A 21,603-nucleotide genomic window follows, 5' to 3' on the forward strand; every position below is an offset into this window, starting at 1 on the left:
AAAGATAAATGATGAAGAAAATATTAGATTCCATCAAAGTTATCAAAAGATACCAGTAAAACATTTAGAAAAAGAAAAAGCTTTCTTACAACCACTACCATGTGAAAGTATAAGAAAGCAATATAAGGTTAAAACTCATAATCTAAAAGTTGATAATTCATCTTTAATAACTTACCATAAAAAGAAATATTCAGTACCACCTAAATATATAGGTAAAATTATCAATGTGCAACAAATAGATGATATGTTATACATGTATTGTAGCACAAAACTAATAACATTTCATCAAATTTCTAAAAATAATACATGTATAATAGGAGAAAACAATGGAAAGAACAGTTTATGAAATATTAATTGATAATTTTGAATATTTAAAATTAAAGGAGGTTTGAAATCATATAGATGATGTCATAGAGGAATTTAAAAACAGTGATATGTCTCTTGTGGAAACTTTAGTTAAACTTACTGATTATGAGATAAGACATAAAGAAAATAACTTAATTACAGCAATGATTAAAATAGCAGGCTTTCCTTTTAAGAAAGAAATAGATGATTTTGATTTTAATTATCAAGAAAATTTAAATAAACAAGATATATTAGATCTATTAAGTCATAGATTTATACATAATTTTGAAAATATTATCTTTATTGGTCCTAGTGGAGTGGGTAAAACTCATTTAGCAACATCAACTGGAATATCTACTTACTTTATTAAGTTTAATGATTTAATTAATCAATTAAATAAAGCTAGTAGAGAAGGGAGGTTTAATGAAAGGATAAAACATTATTGTAAGTATAGGGTTTTAATAATAGATGAACTTGGATATATCCCTATATCAAAAGAAGAATCCTTAATGTTTTTCAAACTTATTAATGATAGATATGAAAAGAAGTCAACAATAGTAACAACTAATGCTGACTTTAGAGATTGGGGTAATATATTTTCTGATAATACATTAGCTAATGTAATATTAGATAGGTTATTAGACCATTGTAATGTTATTAATATTAATGGTAAATCTTATAGAGTTAGAGATTATTATCAAGAATAAGAACGACATTCTTATTTTGACAAAATACTACATTTTTATATTGACATTAACAAATAGAAGGAATTATCTAATTTTTTTAGATTAATCCCTTCTATTTTTTTGAGGAGACTATTGAGGAAGAAAAAAACTCTTACTTTTCAACAGCCCCTTATAATTCTATGAAATTAATTTTATGTCCTGTATATTCAAAAAATCTTTCAAAATCTTTAAATTGAATATTTAATGTTTTAGTATTAATAAATGGATGAGCGCCTATTGTTGTTGAAGTATCTATGGCAGTATCTACAATTAGATTAACCTTATAATCCTTATCGAATAATAAACCAAATGGTGTTAAAATACCAGGTTTACAACCTGTTAATTCTATCATAGTATCGCTACTTGCAAATGAAAGTCTTTTTTCTTCTAGTTTTTCTGCTAAATCAGTTAGGTTTAATGACTTTTCATCATGTATTAAAACTAGATATATATTATTAGTTTTTTTTGCCTTTAATAAAAGGTTTTTAACTTGTTGCCCCTCTAATTCAAATAAGTGATCTTTTACTGAAGATATTGCTTCATGTTCTAAAGTTTTATATTCAATATTCATTTCTTTTAATAAATTATAAATCATTTGTTCATTTCCCATAAAAATACCTCCTTAGTATATATATAAATAATATCACAAAAAAATATATTTTTAAAGTAAGTTTTACGTTGCCATTTTGTTGCATTAAATACAAAAAATATTGTATAATATAAATAATGTAAAAAATATTGAAAGTAGGAATAAATATGAAAAAAAGAGTAGTTTTAGGGATGTCTGGAGGTGTTGATTCATCTGTTGCAGCAGTTTTACTTAAAGAGGCAGGTTATGAAGTTATAGGAGTATTTATGAAAAACTGGGAAGAACAAGATGAAAATGGGGTTTGTATGGCAGATATTGACTATGAAGATGTCATAGCAGTTGCAGAACAATTAGATATACCATATTATTCAGTGAATTTTGTTAAAGAATATTGGGATAGAGTATTTGAATACTTTTTATCAGAATATAGGCTTGCAAGAACGCCAAATCCAGATGTAATGTGTAATAAAGAAATTAAATTTAAAGCTTTTTTAGATTATGCTAATAAATTAGGAGCAGATTATATTGCTACAGGACATTATGCGAGACTTACAACTAATGAAAAAGGAGAGAAAGTTTTATTAAGAGGTCTAGATAATAATAAAGACCAAAGTTATTTTTTATGCGGTTTAAGTCAAAAACAACTTGAAAAGGTTTTATTTCCAATTGGAGAATATGAGAAACCACAAATACGTGAAATTGCTGAAAAATATAATTTAAAAACAGCTAAGAAAAAAGATAGTACAGGTATATGTTTTATTGGAGAAAGAAACTTTAATGAATTTCTTTCAAAATATTTACCAGCACAAGATGGGAACATTGTTGATATAAATGGGAATATTTTAGGTAAACATCATGGATTAATGTATTATACAATTGGACAAAGAAAAGGTATAGGATTAGGAAATACTAAAGAAGGTACAGGGGAACCTTATTTTGTTGTTGATAAGAATGTAGAAAAAAATGAATTAGTTGTAGCACAAGGTGATGATAATCTTTTATATTCAAAAGGTCTAGTTGCTAACAATTTTAATTTTATAAATGAAGTTGAACTACCATTTAGATGTACAGTTAAATTTAGATATAGACAGAATGATGTTCCAGCTATTATTGAAAAAGTTGGAGAGGATAGATATCAAGTAATATTTGACGAAAAACAAAGAGCTGTAACATTAGGACAAATAGTAGTGTTATATGATGGTGAAAAATGCTTAGGTGGAGGAATAATTGACCAAATAATAAAATAGGAGGAGACAATGTTCTGGAATTGGTTTAATAAAAAAGAAGAGCAAGAAACAGTTGTTGAGAAAGAAAAAATAAAAGTATATGATGAGGAAAAAGGTCAAGAAATAATAGTTATTAAAGAAGAATGGATAAAGAATTTCTTAATACCAAGAATTGATCAAAATATAGATAATAAAGAAATGCTATATAATTTAATATTAGTGGGATTAAATTATCAGGTGTATGAGGAATTATTAGAACCAACTTTAAAATTTAGGGAACTTGAAGAAGATTCAAAAAGATCAACTGAAGTATTAACTGAAATATATTTTCAATCATCTGCATATAATGAAGTTGTAGAATTATATGAAGAGTATAAAGGTGAGATGAGTACTATGATGTATTATTATTATGGTTTATCATTACTTTATACAGGGCTAGATTTAGAGTATGTTGAAATAATTTTAGAAGGTCTTTATTCATATCCTAATAATGATAAATTAATTTCTGAATTTAAGGAAATATTTAAGAACAAAAACTATGATGTACAAGATAAATATATGCAAACATTATCAGATATTGAAGGTGCACATAAATTAGCAATATATTTTGCCAAAGTTGAATATGCAAACAAGAATTTCCAAAAAGGAAATGAGTATATAGTAAAAGCATTGAATCATGGAAACTATAAAACAGAAATAATTTCAGAAATTACAGATATATTATTTGGAAATAAACAATATATTGAATTTGAAAATCATATCTTAGTGAGATATTCTGTTGAAAATAAAGATATGCAATTTACAAAATTAGTTCTTAGATTCTATAAAGAAATGATGAGATATGAAGAAGGACTAAAATTAACTAATGAATTATATATTTATAGAAGACATTATAAATCAATTGTGAGAGTAATTGCAGAATTTGAAGAAGAATATTTAAAACTTAAATATAAATCAGATTTTCCTGCAAGTTACGATGCTTTAATAAATGGAAAGAATATGGGAGAGGTAAAATATTTTAATATCTCACACCCTATGCATTATTATATCTTAAATAGAGATGAAAAATTATTAGTTGATAAAAATAGTGAAAAAAATATAATGTTTTTACCTATAGCAACATCTTTATTAGATAAGTTAACAGAAAAAAAAGCAGCATTTATTAATTCATTACCAATATTTTTACTTGAAAAGGTATATAGATCAACTAATGTTAAAATGCAAATAACTTTAAGTAAAGATGATATTTCTATAAAAGAAAAAATTAGAGATTATGATGATACTTTCTTTGAGGGAATTAGTGAATCAAATCCAAAATTAAAATATATAATTACCGGTAAATTTGAAGAGGAAAATCAAGGCTCAAAATATTTGACAATATATAGATATGAATGTGAGAAAAAACAAAGAGTTAAAATGATGTTACCTGTAATTGTGCAGAATAATGAAATTGAAATTTCAAATAAATATATAGATGCGATTAAAGATTTCTTTGATATAAGAATTTTTGATATACAATCTGACATAGAAAAAGAAGATATATATAATTGTGCAAAAAGATTAGGTTTATTTTTTGACTTTGACTCAAATAATATGCATAGAAAATGGAATTTACTTTATCTTTTAAATTATTATACGTCTAAAATAAAAAATGAAGATGAATTATTAATAGCTCTATCTATAGTTCATTTTATGAATATTTATGGAATTGAATATGATATGGAATATAAGAATGTATTTTATGAAAAAAATCTTCAAATCTATGACAACCCAGAAATTAGAAGATTAATTAACTTTGTTTTTGAAAACAGAGGTGAGTAATATGAAAGAAATTCTTTTAAAAAATAAATATAGATTTTTAGTAATTATAGGTGCATTATTTTATTATATTATGGCAGGTAGACCAACAGCTAATTTAGTGTTATTTATTGCAAGTTTGATTTTTATGCTTGCAATTACATATACTAATTTTGATTTATTGTTAACAGTTAAGTCTAAAAATAAAACAGTTTATATAAGTTTTATAACAACTACTTTTATTGCTTATTTATTTGAAGCTGCATTTAGTTCTTCATTTTATTTAAGTGATATGGTTGTACAAAATTATTATATTTCTGTATTATTATTTGTGATAAGATTTTTATATTTTCTTTCATCAATGATGGTGCTTTATCATTTGCTTGATTTAGGTAAAAGAAAATATATATTTGTACCCTTAATTAATATGCTTTTTGGAATTTATTTATATATTGAAGTAATTACTTTTTTAATACCGCCTACATATATTATTCAACTAATTATATTTATAGTAATAGAGAATATGGAGAATAAAAAATGAGTATAAAAAAAGATTTAGTAAATCTATTAGATGAAGTAATAGAGAATAAAAAATACAGCAATTTACAATTAAAATATATGTTTGATAATAACTCATATACTAAAGGTGAAAAAGCTTTTTTAAATAATATGCTTAATATTATTTTGAAAAATTTAATGTATATCGATCATATTATTACAAAGATGGCTAGAAGTGTTAAAAGAAAGACTAGACAGATTTTGAGACTAAGTATAGCACAAATATTATATACTGATTCAGATGTTGCTGGAATAATTTATGAAGCAGTAGAGTTAGGAAAAGAAGAAAATGTTTATCAAGCAAAATTCATAAATTCTGTATTAAGAAATTTTGTTAATTCAAAAGATGAATTGTTTGAATCAACACCAGAAAATATTAGACTTTCATATCCAGTTTGGTTTTATGAAAAAGTTAGAAATCAATTTGGAGAAGAAAAATTTAGAGATGTTTTAAAAAGATATAAAGAAAAAAGTACTTTTTCAGTGAGAGTTAATCATAGAAAAATTTCTAGAGAAGATTTTATGGCATTATTAGATTCTGTCGGGACTGATATTTTATGGAATGTTTCAGATGTATATTATTTAAACAATAACAATATATTAAAAACAAAAGCCTTTTTAATTGGTGATATAGTTATACAGGATGGATCATCACTATTAGTAGTAGATATGTTAGCTCCTAATGAGAATGATGAAGTCTTAGATGTTGCAGCAGCACCAGGTGGGAAGTCTTTAGCAATATTACAAAAATATAATCCTAAAAAACTAATTGCAACAGATATACATGAACACAAAGTAGCTATGTTAAAAGAGTTTGAAAAAGATTATCCAAACTTTGTAGCACTATTAGGAGATGGAAGAGAATTTTCAGAAGGTATGTATGATAAGATATTACTAGATGTTCCTTGCTCAGGGTTAGGTGTATTAACCAAAAAACCTGAAAAAGTATATGAAATAGATTTGAAAGTAATTAAAGCGATAAAAAAATTACAAAAAAAAATATTTGAGAATACATATAAATTATTAAAACAAGGTGGAGAAATGGTTTATAGTACTTGTACTATACTTGAAAATGAAAATACAAATAATGTTGCTTATTTTTTAGAAAAATATAGCGATTTAGAAGTTATAAATTTTGAATTTCCAGAAGATGTTAAAGTAATAAAAGATGAATTTGGTGGTAATTTAATATCATATGAAAATGAGTATTTAGATGGTTTCTATATGATAAAATTTAGAAAAAAGTAGGTCTGTAATATGTACATAAATTTAGATGAGAGATTACAACTAATATTAAATATGTTAAATGAATATGGTGAAGGATATTTAGTGGGAGGAGCCTTAAGGGATATATTCTTAGGTTTAAAACCAAATGATTTTGATATGGCAACAAATATTCCTATGGAAGAATTATTACATATTTTAAGTGAATATAATCCAATAATAATTTCAGAGAAATATCAAGTTATTTCTATACAGGTAGATGAATATAAAATAGAAATTGCTAGATTTAGAAAAGAAAATGGAATACTTGATGGAAGAAATCCAAAAGAATTTGAATTTGTTGAAAATATAGAAGAAGATTTAACAAGAAGAGATTTTACTGTAAATGCACTTGCATACAATAACAAAGGTTTAATAGATAAATATGATTCATTAAAAGATATAGAAAATCTTGAATTAAATATTATTGGAAATGATAAAGTTCTAAGATTATCTGAAGATAATACTAGAATTTTCAGAGCATTATACTTAGTCTCTAAATATAATTTTAAGCTTTCAAATGAAACGAAAAAAGCAATTGCAAGTTTTAGGAATTCTAGAAAATTAAATGTAAGTGTAAATGGGTTTGGAAAATTATTGGATAAAATATTATTTGATAAATATTCATATAAGTCGTTAAAGATAATGTTAGAAAATAATTTGTTTAAGTCATTTATACCAGAACTTACAAGTGAAAATCTAAATCTTGAAACTATTAAAAATATAGTTAATACATATAATGTTTATTGTAAGTATAATGTTTTTGAAGATAAAACAATAGGATATGCGATATTATTCTTATACTCTGGTAAAAAAGATAATGATGATAATAAATTTTTAGTTAATAGTATGACTATAGCAGAAACTTATTTGAAAAAATTAGGTGTAAATATTACTGATATTATTTTGATAAAAAACTTGATTTATTATAGTAATATTATTAATAGAATAATTAATAAAGAAACAGTAAAAAGGATGTTATTTGAATTTAGAAATAACAAAAATGTTTCTAAATTATTGAATTTCATTTCATTTATTCATCATCATCAAGATGATTACAATGAAACTGTTAAAAAGACATTAGAACTATTAAGTAGAATACAGGCTATATATTTTGAAGGAGAAGTTGTATTTATAAATGATCTGGATATAAATTTAGTAGATTTGTATAATATTGGTTTAGATACTGAAATTAGTAAGGAATCAATAAGGCAGGATATATATAAACATGTAAATGAGGGTAATTTGGCAAATAAGAAAGAAGATATAATTGAATATATTAAAGAAAAATATAGTATTAAATTTAATGTAGATAAAGTTTGCTCAGCTGGAGGAATAGTTTATAGGGTAAATAAAGATAACAAAATTGAATTTTTATTAGTAAAAATATTAGGTGGAAATTGGGGATTCCCTAAGGGTCATATTGAAGAAGGCGAGACAGAAGTTATGACAGCAATTAGGGAAATAAAAGAAGAAACTAATCTTGAAACAACAATTATTGATCCCAATATTTTTAAGAGAAATATTTCTTACATTACTAATATGGGTGAATTAAAATATGTTACTTTCTTTCTTGCAAAAGCTGTTAGTCATAATGTGCTAATTGATTTAGGTGAAATTAGTGAATATAAATGGTGTAGTTATAATGATGCACTTAAAATAGTAACGTATTCATCACAAAGAAAATTATTACAGGAAGCAAGATTATATATATTTAACGATTAGAAAGGTGAAAAAATGAGAACAAATGTTTTTTTAGGGTTAGTACATTACCCTGTATATAATAAAAATAGTGAGATTGTAGCAACTTCAGTGACAAATTTTGATATACATGATATATCTAGAACATGTAGAACTTACGATATAAGTAAATATTTTATAATTACACCTGTTGATGCACAAAAAGAATTAACAGCAAGAATTCTTGGTTTTTGGCAAGAAGGTGACGGAATAGATTTTAATAAAGATAGAAATGAAGCTTTTGAAAATACACTTATGAGTGATAGTATTGAAAAAAGTATAGAAGAAATAGAAAAAATAACAGGAAAAAAACCTAAAATTGTAACTACATCAGCAAGATTATTTGAAAAAACATTATCTTTTGATACTTTAAGTGAAAAAATATTTAATGATGAAGATGTATATTTAATTTTATTTGGTACTGGTTGGGGACTTACACAAGAAGTAATGGACAGTTCAGATTACATTTTAGAACCAATAAGAATTACCACAAGATACAATCATTTATCAGTAAGAGCTGCAGTTGCAATAATACTTGATAGATTATTTGGAGAAAAATAGGAGGGATTATGAAGAAAGAAACAATTGGAATAGTTTTAGTTTGTCACAGTAATTCAATGACAGATGCATTCTTAGAGTTTTGTAATGTATTAAAACAAGAAGATTTTGAATTATTAAACGGTGGTGGAACAAATTACGATACATATGGAACTACACCTGAAATAGTTGCAGATGTAATAAAAAAAGCTAATAGAGGTAAAGGTGTATTAGTTTTAGTTGATTTTGGTAGTTCAATTAATGCTGTTAAAGGTGCAATTAAATTATTAGATGGTGAAGTAGAAGTTGAAATTGCAGATTGTCCACTTATTGAAGGGACAGTATCTGCTATTGTAGCAAATGATGAAAATATGAATTTAAAGAAATTAAAGGCTATTGCTGAAGATAGTATTAATTTTAAAAAAATAAAGTGAGATAGAGATGTTTGTAGAAATTTTAAAAACAATTTGGAAATTACTAAAGAAAAACATAGTATTTGTAATAATATTTTTTATACTTAATTTATTAACTATAAAATTTTCGTTAAATGAAAATAACAGTTTTGAAATACTTATTGCATTTAAATTATTGCAAAATATATTATTAATAGCATTTATAATTATTCTATCAAAAAGTATGAATTTTAATATAAATTATAAGAAAGCTGTTATGTATTTTGTATTTTATTCATTAATAGATTTATTACAAATATTTTTACCTCCATTATTAACAATGGTATTAATTTTAAAAATGTTTCTAATATTTTTCCCTTATTTATATTTTGCAGAAGATTTAGGGGTTAATAATTCTATTAGTTTTTCCATGACATTATTGAGGGAATTATATATAAATATAGTATTATTATTTGTAAATTACTATACTATTATGACTTTTGCGATATTTATATTAATAAAAAATGAATTACCAAAACTAAATCCAGAAAATATAAATCCTAATGAGATATTTAATCTTTTAGGAGGGAAAATTGAATTTATATTATCAGCAGATATAATAATTAAAATATTGATTATTGCTGGAATATATTTTGCATTTAAGTTAAATACAGAGAAAAAAATAGAAATTGAGGAATAATATGGAAGATTTAATTTTAATTGGTACAATTACAGGAACACATAGACTTTTAGGTACAGTTAAAGTAAACACAACATTTCCACTTTTATTAGAATTAGTAGGTCTTAATGTTATTATAAAAAATGACTTTAATGATATTAAAATTTCAAAAGTAGAAGATGTTAAAGGAATAACTGACAAAAGAGCTTTAATAGATCTTGATAAAATAAAAAATGTTAATGATGCCAAGAATTTAATAGGTTATAAAATATACGTTAGAGCTGATTTAATTCCAGAATATGAAGAAGAAGAATCAGTTTTAGGTTATAGTGTAATTGATAAAGGAGAAAATATAGGAGAAGTTGTTGATATTATGGATACTGCAGCTCATCCAATCTTAGTTGTTGTAAAAGAGGACAAAGAAATATTAATTCCATTTATTGATGTTTTTGTAACTGAAATACAGGATGAAAAGAAACAAATTTTAGTGGAGTTACTAGAAGGAATGAGATAATATGAAAATAAGGGTTTTAACTTTATTTAATGAATTATTTGAATTGTATCTATCTCAAACAATTATGCAAAGAGCAAATGAAAAAGAAATTGAGATAGATATAGTGAATATAAGAGAATATGCAGATAATAAGCATAAACAAGTTGATGATACACCTTTTGGTGGAGGAGCAGGGATGGTTCTTAAACCAGAACCATTTTGGAAGTATTTTGTAGAATTAAGAAAATCAAAAGTAAAGAAGCCGTATACAATATTTGTAACACCTCAAGGGAAAACTTTAACTCAAAAAAAAATTATCGATTTATCAAAAATGGAAGATATATGTATTATATCCGGTAGATACGAAGGACTTGATCAAAGAGTTATTGATAAATTTGTTGATGAAGAAATATCAATTGGAGACTATGTATTAAGTAGTGGGGATTTACCTTCACTAGTTGTAATAGATGGAATATTAAGGATGAAAGATGGAATTATAAAAAAAGAATCGTATGAGACAGATTCATTCTATAATGGACTTCTAGGTTTTCCTCAATATACTAGACCTCAAATTATTGATAAAATGGAAGTTCCTGAAGTTTTAACCTCAGGAAATCATAAGCTAATTAATGAGTTTAGAGAATTTAGATCTATTTTAAAAACTTTAGAAAATAGACCTGATTTATTAGTTCAGAAAATGAAAGATGATAATTTCTTGAAAAAATATGACAAATTTTTAAAGTTGATAGATAAATTGTAATATGGTATAATAAAATAAAATTGATTAAAAGTGGTGAATGTATGAAAAAAATATTATTACTACTAGTATTTATCTTTACTTTTTCAATAAATTTAATTGCAGAAGATAAATTCCTAATTTCAAAAGCGAAATTAGAAGAAGAACAAAAAAAAGAGAAAGTATTAAATGATTTCTTTAATTCAATAAAGTTTTCAAATAATACTCTTGCTATGGCATATATAGCTGGGAATGATGACAGAACTATAAGTATATATCCTGACAATGCATATGCCCCAGGATTTGCACCTATTATTAAAAAAGGCGTTGAAATAGTAGATATTAATTCAAAAAATAGACTTGGGGATACAGCATTAATGTTAGCAATAGAATATAATAATGTATATATTTTAGAAGAGCTATTAAAAAGAGATGTTAATTTAAATGTTAAACATCCAATTTTAGGGAAATATCCTTTACATTCAGCTATATTTTTTGAAAATTTTGAAGCAGTCAAATTGCTAGTTGAAAAAAAACCAGAAATGGTAAATTTTCAAAGTGATGTTGATGGGTGGCACCCATTAGAGGATGCTGCACTTAAAGGTAATTATGAAATAACTAAGTATTTATTAGATCATGGTTCTAATCCTCTGCATAAGGATTTTAATGGTGATAGTGCTATAGATTTAGCTGCTAATTTTGGTAAGGGAGATATAGTTAAACTACTTAGGGATAAAATAAAAGAAATAAGAAAAATAAACAAAATGGAGGAAAAGCACTATGATTAGATTAACGGGTATTGGAGCTTCTGAAGGAGTTGCAATTGGTAGAGTTTATGTGTTTCATGAAGAAGAAATAGTACTTCCTGAAGAAAAAATGATTTCAGGTGAAACTGCTGAAAATGAAATAATTAAACTAGAAGAAGCTATGAAAAAATCTAAAACTCAACTTATATCTATTAGAGAAAAAGTAAGAATCAAGATGGGTGATGATAAGGCGGATATCTTTGATGGACATATTCTATTATTAGAAGATGAAGATTTAATGGATGAAATTAAAAATAAAATAATGGAAGATGGTTTAAAAGCAGCACATGCTTTAAAAGAAGGTATAGATGAATACTCATTAATGCTTTCACAATTAGATGATCCTTATTTAAGAGAAAGAGCAGCAGATTTCCAAGATATTGGAAAAAGATGGTTAAAAAACTTATTAAATATTAAAATAAGTGATTTAAGTAATTTAGAACCAAATACTATAGTTGTAACAAATGATTTAACACCATCTGATACAGCACAATTAGATTTAGAAAACTGTAAAGGTTTTGTAACTCAAGTTGGAGGTAAAACTGCTCACTCAGCTATAATGGCTAGATCATTAGAAATTCCTGCTGTAGTTGGAACTAAAACAATACTTTCTGCAGTTAGAGATGGAGAAGGTATTGTTATTGATGGAGAAAAAGGAGAAATCTATTTAAATCCAAGTGAAGAAATAGTAAAAGAATTTGAAGCTAAAAGAGAAGAACAAGTTAAAGCTAAAGAAGAACTTAAAAAAATAAAAGATTTAAAACCAATTACTAAAGATGGACATGAAGTTGAAATCTGGGGTAATATTGGTAAACCTGAAGACATAGATGCAGTTATGGAAGCAGGAGCAACTGGAGTTGGGTTATACAGAACAGAATTCTTATTTATGAATTCAGATCATATGCCAACTGAAGAAGAACAATATAGAGCATATAGAGCGGTTGTTGAAAAAATGAAAAACTGTCCTATAACTATACGTACAATGGATATAGGTGGAGATAAAGAATTACCTTATTTAGATTTACCAAAAGAAATGAATCCATTCTTAGGATATAGAGCGATTAGAATCTCTTTAGTACATAAAGATATGTTTAAAACACAATTAAAAGCAATATTAAGAGCATCTGCTTATGGACCAGTTAAAATAATGTATCCAATGATTACTTCAATAAATGAAGTTAGAGCAGCTAATGTAATTTTAGAAGAATGTAAAAATGAATTAGATGCAATTGGTAAGAAATTTGATAGAAATATTAAAGTAGGTATAATGATTGAAACACCATCTTCTGCAATTATTGCATATAAATTTGCAAAAGAAGTTAATTTCTTCTCTATAGGGACTAATGACTTAACGCAATATTTCTTAGCAGTAGATAGAGGAAATGAAATGGTTTCTGACTTATATTCAGCATTTAACCCAGCAGTATTAGAAGCAATTCAAAAAGTTATTGATGCTGCACACGATAGAGGAATACCTATAAGTATGTGTGGAGAATTTGCTGGAAATAAACAAGCTACAGAATTATTACTTGGAATGGGACTTGATGCATTTAGCATGTCAGCATCTTCAGTATTACAAGTTAAGAAAAAAATATTAGAATCTAATTATGCTGAAGCTCAAAAATATAGAGATTTAATCTTAAGTAAAAATACTCCAGAGGAAGTAGTTGACGCATTAAGATAGGAGTAATATGAGAAAATTAAAAACAAAAAAAGAAGAAATGAAACAAGAAGTTGAACAAAAAAATGAAGTTAATGAAATGGAAAATTTACCATTTTCAAAATTAGACTATATTTTTTACTTCTTATTCTTCGCAGTATCAGTAATAAATCAAACACCAGTAAGATTAGTATTAATTATGTTTGCAATTTTTGGAGGGTCAGTATTATTTAAAAGATTTTCTGATAGATTATCTATGGGATTCATTTATAGAATGTTCGTATTTGCCCTACTGTCATTAATTGCATGGCCAGTAAATATATTAATAAAATACTTTTTAGGAGCTTAATATGAAAAAAATAGCAGTAATGATATTTAATGGTGTGGAAGAAGTGGAAGCATTATTTCCAATTGATTTATTTAGAAGAATAGGCATGGAAGTAGACTTAGTTAGCCTTTATACTCAAAAAGGAATAAAGGGTTCACATAATGTTGAAATAATTAGTGATAAAGTTTTAGAAGAAGTTAATTTTATGGAATATGATGGTATATTTTTACCAGGAGGTCCAGGAACTTCAGAATATTTTAAATCTGAATTACTTGAAACCAAATTAGTTGAATACTATAATGAAAATAACCTAGTAGTTGCAATTTGTGCAGCTCCAACATATTTAGCTAAATTAGGATTCTTAGAAGGTAAAAAAGCAACAGTTTTTAGAAGTCTTGAAGATGATTTAATTGAAAATGGTGCAATAGTTGAAGATATGCCAGTGATTGAAGATCAAAATATAATTACAGGAAGATCAGTTGCAGCGGCTAAAGATTTAGGATTTGCGGTAATTGAATATTTATTAGGTGAAGAAAAAGTTAAAGAATTAAAATTACAAATTATAGATTATTAAAGAGAGGGGATTGCTGTTTACAGTAATCCTCTATTATTAGAAAGAGGTAAAAATGTTATTTAGTGAAAAATTAAAAAAATATGCTGAAACTGTAATTAAAGTTGGAGCTAATGTTCAAAAAGGGCAATTGGTAGTTATTAGAGCCCTGACTGAAAATAGAGATTTTGTATATTTATTAAGTGAAGAAGCATATAAAGCAGGTGCTGGAGATGTACAAGTTATGTGGAGAGATGATGTTTTAACAAGACAAAGATATCAATATGCTTCAAAAGAAACTATTGAAGATGTTAAAGATTATTTAATAGCGCAATATGATGATAGTGTTAAAAATAATGGTGTATTTATCTCAATTATAGGATCAGATCCAAATAATTTAGAAGGATTAGACCAAGAAAAAATAAAAGCAGGTACAATTGCTAATTCAAAAGCGTTAAGTGGATTAAGAAAAGCATTAATGAGTGATGAAAATTCATGGGTAGTAATTGGTGCAGCAACAGAAGCTTGGGCAAAAGTTGTATTCCCAGAACTTGAAGTTAAAGATGCAGTTTCTAAATTATGGGAAACTATATTCTATACAATGAGAATAGATGGAGATGCAATTGAAAACTGGGAAAATCACATTGCAAACTTAACAACTAAAGCAAAATATTTAAATGATATGCAATTTAAATACTTAAAATATACTAGTGAAAAAGGAACTGATTTAACTATAGAATTACCTAAAGGACATATTTGGACATCTGGAAAATCAGTTAACTCTAAAGGTGCTGAATTTACAGCAAATATGCCAACTGAAGAGATATTTACATTACCTCATAAAGATGGTGTAAATGGTGTAGTATATAGTACTAAACCATTAAACTATAGTGGTAATTTAATTGATGAATTTAAATTAACATTTAAAGATGGTAAAGTTGTTGCATTTGAAGCTAAAAAAGGTGAAGAAATATTAAAAACATTACTTGAAACAGATGAAGGAGCTTTATCTTTAGGAGAAGTAGCATTAGTACCATTTGATTCACCTATTTCAAATACTAATATAATGTTTAGTGAAACATTATATGATGAAAATGCTTCATGCCATTTAGCTTTAGGTAGAGCTTATCCTACTTGTATTCAAGGTGGGACATCAATGAATGAAGAAGAAGCTTCAAAAGCTGGAGTTAATAATAGTTTAGTTCATGAAGATTTCATGATAGGAGATGCAACATTAAATATTGTTGGAATTACAGAAGATGGAAAAGAGATACCGGTTTTTGTTGATGGAAACTGGGCATAATAAGATGAGGCTACATTTATTGTGTAGCCTTTTTCTATTTTTAAGAACACTTTCAAGTTGTAGTTAAGTATAATAGAATCTTGTTTTAGAGTACTCTTAGACTTCGCTTTTTTTATTGATAATAATCACAATATATGGTATAATTTAAAGAAATATTTGACTAGGAAAGGTGAGTTAAATGCAAATTAAACCATTAGGAAATAGAATATTAATTGAAAAGGTAAAAATAGAGAAGAAAACAAGAAGTGGATTAATATTAACAGATAATGTAGAAGCAGAAAATAATTTTGCAAAAGTATTAGAAGTTTCAGAAAATATTTCTGACAAAATTAAGAAAAATGATTATGTTTTAGTAGATTTATCTAAAGCAATGGAAGTTAGAACCGAAGGTGTAGTAAAATATATTTTAAATTTTGAGGATGTTTATGCAATAGTTGGAGGATATAATGAGTAAAATTATTAAATTTAATGAAGAAGCAAGATTAGCATTACAAAAAGGAGTAGATGTTCTTGCTGATGCAGTAAAAATTACTTTAGGACCACGTGGGAGAAATGTTGTTTTAGATAGAGGATATGGAGCTCCATTAATTACTAATGATGGTGTTACTATAGCTAAAGAAATTGAGCTTGAAGATTATACTGAAAATTTAGGTGCACAATTAATGAAAGAAGTTGCAATAAAAGCTAATGATGTTGCTGGAGATGGAACTACTACAGCTACTGTACTTGCACAAAGTTTAATAAGAGAAGGTTCTAAAATGATACAAGCAGGTGCTAATCCTGTTTTTATTAGAAGAGGAATAGAAAAAACTTCTAAATTAGCTATTGAAAAATTAAGAGAAAGATCTGTTTCAATAAAAGATAATAATGAAATAGAACAAGTTGCTTCAATCTCTGCTGCTGATGAAAATATAGGTAAATTAATTGCTAATGCAATGAAAATTGTAGGGGAAAATGGAGTAATTACAGTTGAAGAAGCAAAATCTCTTGAAACATCAATGGAAGTTGTAGAAGGAATGCAATTTGATAATGGATATTTATCACCATATATGGTTACTGATACTGAAAGAATGACAGTTGAATTGGAAAATCCATATATTTTATTAACAAGTAGAAAAATAAATTCAATGAAAGAAATATTAGTATTATTAGAAAAAGTAGTAGAAAGTTCAAGACCTTTACTTATAGTAGCTGATGATATAGAAGGAGAAGCATTATCTACTTTAGTATTAAATAAAATAAGAGGAGCTTTAAATGTAGTTGTTGTTAAAGCACCTGCATTTGGGGATAGAAGACTTGCTATGTTAGAAGATATTGCCATATTAACTGGTGCAATAGTTATATCAGAAGAAAAGGCAATGAAACTTGAAGAGGCAGATTTAGATGATTTAGGTGTTGCTAGAAGAGTTAAAGTTACTAAAGATAAAACTATAATAGTAGATGGAATGGGTAATGAATTAGAAAGAAAAGAAAGAATTGCTCAAATAAAAGGACAAATAGAAGAATCAAAATCAGATTATGATAGAGAAAAACTACAAGAAAGACTTGCAAAACTTTCAGGTGGAGTAGCAGTAATAAGAGTTGGTGCAGCTACTGAAACTGAAATGAAAGAAAAGAAAATGAGAATAGAAGATGCACTAAATGCAACACGTGCTGCGGTTGAAGAAGGAGTTGTTGCAGGAGGAGGAACTGCATTAATACAAATATATAAAGATATTAAAGACTTTAGTATAGAAGGTGAAGAAGGAATAGGTGTTGAGATCTTTAAAAAGGCTTTATTTGCCCCTTTAAAACAGATTGCAATTAATTCAGGTGTAGACGCTGGAGTAGTTGTTGAAAAAGTTTTAAATTCTAAATTAAATTATGGATATGATGCACTTAAAGAAGATTATGTTAATATGTTTGAACGTGGTATTTTAGATCCTACAAAGGTAACTCGTTCTGCAATACAAAATTCTAGCTCAATAGCTTCACTATTATTAACTACTGAAGTGAGTGTAGTTACAAAAGAGGAAAATAAAAACCAACAAATGCCAGGTATGTATTAGGAGAAAAAATGAAAAAGAAAAAAAGAATTCTGAAAAGAGTAATTTTTCTTGGGATTGCATTGATACTTTTTTTCATTAATAGAGATAAAGTATTTAGCTTTACAAAACTAATGTTATCAGATATAAATTTTAAATTAGTTGAAACAAAAACATTAGTTTATGACAGTTATACTAAATATAATCAAAAATTAGATTATTTAAATAATGTACAAAAAAATGTTGATGAATTAGAAAAATTAAAATCAGAAATACAGTTATTAAATACTGAAAAAATGGAATTACAAAAATTAGCAAAAGAAAATCAAGAATTAAAAACATATTTAGGTCTTGAGAATACAGATGATAAAAAATTTATTGTTGCTGAAGTAATTCTAAAAGATAACTTACAAGATCAAGATGTAATATATATAAATAAAGGTAAGAATGAAGGAATTGTTGAAAATTTACCAGTAATTTTAAATGGAAAAGTAATTGGTAAAGTAAATAAAGTATCTGATAATTATTCGGAAGTATATTTGCTTTCAAATCCTAATTTTAAGATGTCTGTTAATGTAAATGGTATATTTACAGGAATTATACGTGGAAAAGGTTCATTAGGATTTGTAATAAAAAACTTTAATGTTGAAAATGCAGATAAAATCTATCAATTTGATATAGAATCTTCTGGTATAAGTGAAATATATCCAAAAGGTTTACCTATTGGTAATTTTAAACTTGAAGATAAAACAAAATTAATTGAAAATAATGAATTAAACTTTGATATTAAAGATAGAATTATTGGAATTAATACAGTTGTTGTGTATAAATTTAATAATGTTAAACTTGAATTATTAAAAGAGATAGAAAGGGAAGAGCAATAATGAGAAAAATAATAATATATACAATGCTGTTATCAAGCTTAGCTTTTTCTAAAACTTTTGATTTTTTACAACAAAAATTTAATGCAGAAGTAATAGAATCATCTGTGATTAATAACAAAAAAAAGAAAAAAGTATATAATTTAGAATATTCACCGAGCGCTTTAAAGCTTGAAGTAGTAGAACCAAAATTGAATAAAGGAGAAGTTATTACCTACTTTACAGGTAAAAAAACATTGTACTCTCCTAAACTTAAACAAACAGTAGAACAAAAGTTGAGCAAGGAAGATGCTTCACTTTACTCTATTCTAGAAGAATTATCTAAATTAGATAGTAATATTACTTATGAAAAAAACAATAAGAAATATATTTTTGAAAATCAAATGTTAGTTGAAATAATAGCGGATAAATATAGTATTAAATTTACAGAGTATATTGGGAAGAAACCTAAAAAAATTCAATATTTATCAAACTCTGTAACTATTGATTACACAATAAATTATTAATGAAGATAATTAATGAAATTGCTATTATTTTAAATAAAAAAGAAATTTCTGGAAGCAGTGTTCAGGTTACTATGTTTAGTAAAGAGCATGGAAAAATTTCTGCAATTATTTTTAATGCTAGAAATTCTAAGAAAAAACATCTTGCTTCACTTATGCCATTAAGTATAACAGAACTAGAAATTGAGACTAAAAATAATTCAAAAATAATTAAAAATAGTATATTAAAGATGACTTTTGATAAGTCATTAAAAAAAATTGAAAAATTACAATTATCACTTTATGTTTTACATTCATTAAGTCAAATTTTAGAATTCGATAATCCTGAAGAAGAACTATATAATAAGAGTATCGAAATTTTAGAATATATTAATGATTTAGATGATAAAATAATTGAAAATCATAATTTTAGCATATATATACTGATAACTTATTTAAGACGTTTAATGATAGAATTAGGAATATATGATATTAACCAATTGTTATCTCAATATAATTTACATGAAGAATATAAAGAATATGTAGATTATTCTAAAAGTGGAATAATTAAAATAGAAAATAGCTTAATTGCAGTACTTAATTGTTTTGAAGATTATATAAATGACTATTTTAGTGTGAAATTAGATTATAAAAAAATATTGATACTTTAATGAAGGAGAAAAAAATGAAAACAAATTATATTTATGAAAGAATATATGTTGATGGAATAAATTTAAATTTACAAGCAAAAAATAAAAATGCTTTATTAAAAGAAATGTTTAAAGGTTTAGAAAATAATGAAAACATATTAAATAAAGAAAAAGCATTCGAAGATTTAATGGAAAGAGAAATATTAGGAACTACAGGAATTGGAAGAGGAGTTGCTATACCACATGCTAAAACTGATGCTGTAAAAGATATAGTTATAAGTATTGGAATAGTTAAAGATGGTATTGAATATGATGCTGTAGATGAAGAAAAAGTAAATACTTTATTTATGTTTTTATCTCCAGTAGAATTAAGTAGAGAATATTTAACTATACTTGCAAAAATATCAAGATTCTGTCAAAATGAAGATTTTAGAAAAGGGCTTTTAACAGTTTCGACAAAAGAAGAATTAATAGATTTAATTAAAAACATGGAAGTTTAATAGGAGTATATATGAAGTGTCCATATTGTGGTGATAAAGAAACTAAAGTAGTAGATAGTCGTTCATATAGTGATGGTAATTCAATAAAAAGAAGACGTCAGTGTGATATATGTAATAAAAGATTTAATACAATTGAGAAAATCTTTAACTTACCTATAGTTGTAATTAAGAAAAATGGTGAGGTTGAAGAGTTTGATAGAAATAAAATTTATCAAGGGATAATAAGATCACTTGTCAAAAGAAATTATGTACAAAATAAAGTTGATGAGATGATAGATGAGATAGAAAGAGATATATTAACTAATTATGATGGTAAAATTAATAGTAATAGATTAGGTGATATGATATTAGAAAAACTATTCTTATTTGATGAGGTAGCATATATTAGATTTGCTTCAGTATATAATAAATTTGAAAACTTAGATAGTTTTATAAATACCATAAAAGAAGTTAAGAAAAGAAAAGAGAAGAGATAAAATGAAGAAAAAATTATATACTTTATTATTTCTTATTCTATTTTTTGTAATACTTACAGCACTACTTTTAAGAATTTATTCGAATATTAAACAAAGTAGGGAAATGAATTTAAAATTAGCTGAAAGTACACAAAAATATGAAAAATTAAAGGAAGAAAAAGAGAAATTACAAAAAGAACTTGAAGAATCAAGAAAAGGTGCTAATAAAGAAAAATTTGTAAGAGATAATCTAAATATGAAAAAAGATGGGGAAAGAATATATAAGATAGTTGATAATCAAGAAGTAGAAAAGGTTGAAGAAGATAAAACTGAAGTAGAAACTAAAGAAAATTCTGAAACTAAAGAAGAAAATCAAAATAAAGAAAATGGAGATAAAAATGAATAATTTAGAAAATAAAATAAATGAAGCTATAATTATCAATCCAGAAGATAAAATTAGATACAGATTATCTAACTTATATTTATTTAGATCTTTTATACTTTTAGGTGTAATAATTTTTACTATTTTTTATGTTGGACCAGATATTTTTAAAGGTAAATTGACTGAAAACTTTCTAGTATTATTTTTAATACTTGGATTAGTAATATATGTAGTCTATCACTTAATGACTATTTTTAAATTTAATATTACTGTAGATAAAGATATGATAGTGGATAGTAATAACAAAATAATGATAAATCAAATAGAAAAATTAAGTATTAGAGTAATGAAGATTTCAAATAAAAATAATGAAAATTGTTTGGTTATAAAAACAAAAGATAAAAAAGAGTATGTATTTAGATTAAATATTAATAATAAATACAAGTTTATAAAGCAAATTTCTATGCTTACTGGATTAAATGTAATAATAGAAGAATAGAGG

27 protein-coding genes are annotated in these 21,603 nt (G+C 25.3%); 26 read left to right on the plus strand and 1 reads right to left on the minus strand.

The window, feature by feature from the left end; genetic code table 11:
* Together GM111_RS08245 and istB are read left to right on the plus strand one after the other, a co-directional pair.
* A partial coding sequence (locus GM111_RS08245; protein WP_408022638.1) for a Mu transposase domain-containing protein occupies nt 1-346 on the plus strand: 346 nt, incomplete at its 5' end.
* A 52-nt stretch (nt 347-398) separates the two neighbouring features.
* Entirely contained in the window at nt 399-1,052 is a 654-nt protein-coding gene (gene istB, locus GM111_RS05190) for an IS21-like element helper ATPase IstB (RefSeq protein WP_331279612.1), read from the plus strand.
* Nucleotides 1,053-1,200: 148 nt separating this feature from the next.
* Here istB and GM111_RS05195 read toward each other — a convergent pair whose 3' ends face one another.
* Nucleotides 1,201-1,680: a YbaK/EbsC family protein gene (locus tag GM111_RS05195; protein WP_156299826.1), complete on the minus strand. Its 480-nt coding sequence runs from the start codon at nt 1,678-1,680 to the stop codon at nt 1,201-1,203.
* Between the two features lie 146 nt (nt 1,681-1,826).
* Here GM111_RS05195 and mnmA point away from each other — a divergent pair, with 146 nt between their 5' ends.
* The 24 genes from mnmA to GM111_RS05315 all read left to right on the plus strand — a co-directional run bounded on the left by mnmA (nt 1,827) and on the right by GM111_RS05315 (nt 21,600).
* Entirely contained in the window at nt 1,827-2,906 is a 1,080-nt protein-coding gene (mnmA, locus tag GM111_RS05200) for a tRNA 2-thiouridine(34) synthase MnmA (RefSeq protein WP_156299828.1), read from the plus strand.
* Nucleotides 2,907-2,915: 9 nt separating this feature from the next.
* Nucleotides 2,916-4,706 (plus strand): hypothetical protein, encoded by a 1,791-nt coding sequence (locus tag GM111_RS05205; protein WP_156299830.1) that lies wholly within the window; start codon nt 2,916-2,918, stop codon nt 4,704-4,706.
* A gap of 1 nt (nt 4,707) precedes the next feature.
* Entirely contained in the window at nt 4,708-5,223 is a 516-nt protein-coding gene (locus GM111_RS05210; RefSeq protein ID WP_156299832.1) for a hypothetical protein, read from the plus strand.
* Nucleotides 5,220-6,488, plus strand: a complete 1,269-nt coding sequence (locus GM111_RS05215; RefSeq protein WP_156299834.1) for a transcription antitermination factor NusB — start codon at nt 5,220-5,222, stop codon at nt 6,486-6,488. The genes GM111_RS05210 and GM111_RS05215 overlap by 4 nt, the downstream gene beginning before the upstream one ends.
* A 9-nt stretch (nt 6,489-6,497) precedes the next feature.
* A complete protein-coding gene (locus GM111_RS05220) occupies nt 6,498-8,228 on the plus strand; it encodes an NUDIX domain-containing protein (RefSeq protein WP_156299836.1) in 1,731 nt (576 codons plus the stop codon).
* Between the two features lie 12 nt (nt 8,229-8,240).
* Entirely contained in the window at nt 8,241-8,804 is a 564-nt protein-coding gene (locus GM111_RS05225) for an RNA methyltransferase (protein ID WP_156299838.1), read from the plus strand.
* Nucleotides 8,805-8,812: 8 nt separating this feature from the next.
* Complete coding sequence (locus tag GM111_RS05230; protein ID WP_156299840.1) at nt 8,813-9,214, plus strand: PTS-dependent dihydroxyacetone kinase phosphotransferase subunit DhaM; 402 nt, start codon at nt 8,813-8,815, stop codon at nt 9,212-9,214.
* Between the two features lie 7 nt (nt 9,215-9,221).
* Nucleotides 9,222-9,872, plus strand: coding sequence for a hypothetical protein (locus GM111_RS05235; protein ID WP_156299842.1), 651 nt, complete (start codon nt 9,222-9,224; stop codon nt 9,870-9,872).
* 1 nt (nt 9,873) lies between these two features.
* Complete coding sequence (gene rimM, locus GM111_RS05240; RefSeq protein WP_156299844.1) at nt 9,874-10,365, plus strand: ribosome maturation factor RimM; 492 nt, start codon at nt 9,874-9,876, stop codon at nt 10,363-10,365.
* A gap of 1 nt (nt 10,366) precedes the next feature.
* Nucleotides 10,367-11,104 (plus strand): tRNA (guanosine(37)-N1)-methyltransferase TrmD, encoded by a 738-nt coding sequence (gene trmD / locus GM111_RS05245; RefSeq protein WP_156299846.1) that lies wholly within the window; start codon nt 10,367-10,369, stop codon nt 11,102-11,104.
* 41 nt (nt 11,105-11,145) lie between these two features.
* The gene (locus GM111_RS05250; RefSeq protein WP_156299848.1) at nt 11,146-11,868 is read left to right on the plus strand and encodes an ankyrin repeat domain-containing protein; all 723 of its coding nucleotides are present in this window, start codon (nt 11,146-11,148) and stop codon (nt 11,866-11,868) included.
* The gene (gene ptsP / locus GM111_RS05255; RefSeq protein WP_156299850.1) at nt 11,861-13,570 is read left to right on the plus strand and encodes a phosphoenolpyruvate--protein phosphotransferase; all 1,710 of its coding nucleotides are present in this window, start codon (nt 11,861-11,863) and stop codon (nt 13,568-13,570) included. Before GM111_RS05250 ends, ptsP begins: the two co-directional genes overlap by 8 nt.
* Before the next feature lie 7 nt (nt 13,571-13,577).
* On the plus strand, nt 13,578-13,895 hold the full coding sequence (locus GM111_RS05260) for a hypothetical protein (protein WP_156299852.1): 318 nt from the start codon (nt 13,578-13,580) through the stop codon (nt 13,893-13,895).
* Nucleotide 13,896: 1 nt separating this feature from the next.
* Complete coding sequence (locus tag GM111_RS05265; protein ID WP_156299854.1) at nt 13,897-14,448, plus strand: DJ-1/PfpI family protein; 552 nt, start codon at nt 13,897-13,899, stop codon at nt 14,446-14,448.
* Nucleotides 14,449-14,500: 52 nt separating this feature from the next.
* Entirely contained in the window at nt 14,501-15,727 is a 1,227-nt protein-coding gene (locus GM111_RS05270) for an aminopeptidase (RefSeq protein WP_156299856.1), read from the plus strand.
* A 178-nt stretch (nt 15,728-15,905) separates the two neighbouring features.
* Nucleotides 15,906-16,181 carry a co-chaperone GroES family protein gene (locus GM111_RS05275; RefSeq protein ID WP_156299857.1) on the plus strand — a complete coding sequence of 92 codons (276 nt, stop codon included), beginning with the start codon at nt 15,906-15,908 and terminating at the stop codon, nt 16,179-16,181.
* Nucleotides 16,174-17,775 carry a chaperonin GroEL gene (gene groL, locus GM111_RS05280; protein WP_156299859.1) on the plus strand — a complete coding sequence of 534 codons (1,602 nt, stop codon included), beginning with the start codon at nt 16,174-16,176 and terminating at the stop codon, nt 17,773-17,775. The genes GM111_RS05275 and groL overlap by 8 nt, the downstream gene beginning before the upstream one ends.
* 8 nt (nt 17,776-17,783) lie before the next feature.
* A complete protein-coding gene (gene mreC, locus GM111_RS05285; protein WP_156299861.1) occupies nt 17,784-18,635 on the plus strand; it encodes a rod shape-determining protein MreC in 852 nt (283 codons plus the stop codon).
* A complete protein-coding gene (locus GM111_RS05290; RefSeq protein ID WP_156299863.1) occupies nt 18,635-19,138 on the plus strand; it encodes a hypothetical protein in 504 nt (167 codons plus the stop codon). Before mreC ends, GM111_RS05290 begins: the two co-directional genes overlap by 1 nt.
* The gene (gene recO, locus GM111_RS05295) at nt 19,138-19,785 is read left to right on the plus strand and encodes a DNA repair protein RecO (RefSeq protein WP_156299864.1); all 648 of its coding nucleotides are present in this window, start codon (nt 19,138-19,140) and stop codon (nt 19,783-19,785) included. Before GM111_RS05290 ends, recO begins: the two co-directional genes overlap by 1 nt.
* Nucleotides 19,786-19,799: 14 nt before the next feature.
* The gene (locus GM111_RS05300) at nt 19,800-20,264 is read left to right on the plus strand and encodes a PTS sugar transporter subunit IIA (RefSeq protein WP_156299866.1); all 465 of its coding nucleotides are present in this window, start codon (nt 19,800-19,802) and stop codon (nt 20,262-20,264) included.
* Nucleotides 20,265-20,275: 11 nt separating this feature from the next.
* On the plus strand, nt 20,276-20,740 hold the full coding sequence (gene nrdR / locus GM111_RS05305; RefSeq protein ID WP_156299868.1) for a transcriptional regulator NrdR: 465 nt from the start codon (nt 20,276-20,278) through the stop codon (nt 20,738-20,740).
* Between the two features lies 1 nt (nt 20,741).
* Nucleotides 20,742-21,125 (plus strand): septum formation initiator family protein, encoded by a 384-nt coding sequence (locus tag GM111_RS05310; RefSeq protein ID WP_156299870.1) that lies wholly within the window; start codon nt 20,742-20,744, stop codon nt 21,123-21,125.
* Nucleotides 21,118-21,600, plus strand: coding sequence for a hypothetical protein (locus GM111_RS05315; protein ID WP_156299872.1), 483 nt, complete (start codon nt 21,118-21,120; stop codon nt 21,598-21,600). Before GM111_RS05310 ends, GM111_RS05315 begins: the two co-directional genes overlap by 8 nt.
* Nucleotides 21,601-21,603 lie beyond the last annotated feature (3 nt).

The organism is Streptobacillus canis (genome assembly GCF_009733925.1).
GTDB lineage: Bacteria > Fusobacteriota > Fusobacteriia > Fusobacteriales > Leptotrichiaceae > Streptobacillus > Streptobacillus canis.

Coding starts and splice junctions, on each gene's coding strand:
- recO (WP_156299864.1), top strand. CDS start 19,138: ATGAAGATAATTAATGAAATTGCTATTATTTTAAATAAAAAAGAAATT.
- GM111_RS05275 (WP_156299857.1), top strand. CDS start 15,906: ATGCAAATTAAACCATTAGGAAATAGAATATTAATTGAAAAGGTAAAA.
- nrdR (WP_156299868.1), top strand. CDS start 20,276: ATGAAGTGTCCATATTGTGGTGATAAAGAAACTAAAGTAGTAGATAGT.
- ptsP (WP_156299850.1), top strand. CDS start 11,861: ATGATTAGATTAACGGGTATTGGAGCTTCTGAAGGAGTTGCAATTGGT.
- GM111_RS05235 (WP_156299842.1), top strand. CDS start 9,222: ATGTTTGTAGAAATTTTAAAAACAATTTGGAAATTACTAAAGAAAAAC.
- groL (WP_156299859.1), top strand. CDS start 16,174: ATGAGTAAAATTATTAAATTTAATGAAGAAGCAAGATTAGCATTACAA.
- mnmA (WP_156299828.1), top strand. CDS start 1,827: ATGAAAAAAAGAGTAGTTTTAGGGATGTCTGGAGGTGTTGATTCATCT.
- GM111_RS05230 (WP_156299840.1), top strand. CDS start 8,813: ATGAAGAAAGAAACAATTGGAATAGTTTTAGTTTGTCACAGTAATTCA.
- GM111_RS05210 (WP_156299832.1), top strand. CDS start 4,708: ATGAAAGAAATTCTTTTAAAAAATAAATATAGATTTTTAGTAATTATA.
- GM111_RS05250 (WP_156299848.1), top strand. CDS start 11,146: ATGAAAAAAATATTATTACTACTAGTATTTATCTTTACTTTTTCAATA.
- GM111_RS05220 (WP_156299836.1), top strand. CDS start 6,498: ATGTACATAAATTTAGATGAGAGATTACAACTAATATTAAATATGTTA.
- GM111_RS05310 (WP_156299870.1), top strand. CDS start 20,742: ATGAAGAAAAAATTATATACTTTATTATTTCTTATTCTATTTTTTGTA.
- rimM (WP_156299844.1), top strand. CDS start 9,874: ATGGAAGATTTAATTTTAATTGGTACAATTACAGGAACACATAGACTT.
- GM111_RS05300 (WP_156299866.1), top strand. CDS start 19,800: ATGAAAACAAATTATATTTATGAAAGAATATATGTTGATGGAATAAAT.
- GM111_RS05195 (WP_156299826.1), bottom strand. CDS start 1,680: ATGGGAAATGAACAAATGATTTATAATTTATTAAAAGAAATGAATATT.
- GM111_RS05290 (WP_156299863.1), top strand. CDS start 18,635: ATGAGAAAAATAATAATATATACAATGCTGTTATCAAGCTTAGCTTTT.
- trmD (WP_156299846.1), top strand. CDS start 10,367: ATGAAAATAAGGGTTTTAACTTTATTTAATGAATTATTTGAATTGTAT.
- GM111_RS05265 (WP_156299854.1), top strand. CDS start 13,897: ATGAAAAAAATAGCAGTAATGATATTTAATGGTGTGGAAGAAGTGGAA.
- GM111_RS05270 (WP_156299856.1), top strand. CDS start 14,501: ATGTTATTTAGTGAAAAATTAAAAAAATATGCTGAAACTGTAATTAAA.
- mreC (WP_156299861.1), top strand. CDS start 17,784: ATGAAAAAGAAAAAAAGAATTCTGAAAAGAGTAATTTTTCTTGGGATT.
- GM111_RS05205 (WP_156299830.1), top strand. CDS start 2,916: ATGTTCTGGAATTGGTTTAATAAAAAAGAAGAGCAAGAAACAGTTGTT.
- GM111_RS05315 (WP_156299872.1), top strand. CDS start 21,118: ATGAATAATTTAGAAAATAAAATAAATGAAGCTATAATTATCAATCCA.
- GM111_RS05225 (WP_156299838.1), top strand. CDS start 8,241: ATGAGAACAAATGTTTTTTTAGGGTTAGTACATTACCCTGTATATAAT.
- GM111_RS05260 (WP_156299852.1), top strand. CDS start 13,578: ATGAGAAAATTAAAAACAAAAAAAGAAGAAATGAAACAAGAAGTTGAA.
- GM111_RS05215 (WP_156299834.1), top strand. CDS start 5,220: ATGAGTATAAAAAAAGATTTAGTAAATCTATTAGATGAAGTAATAGAG.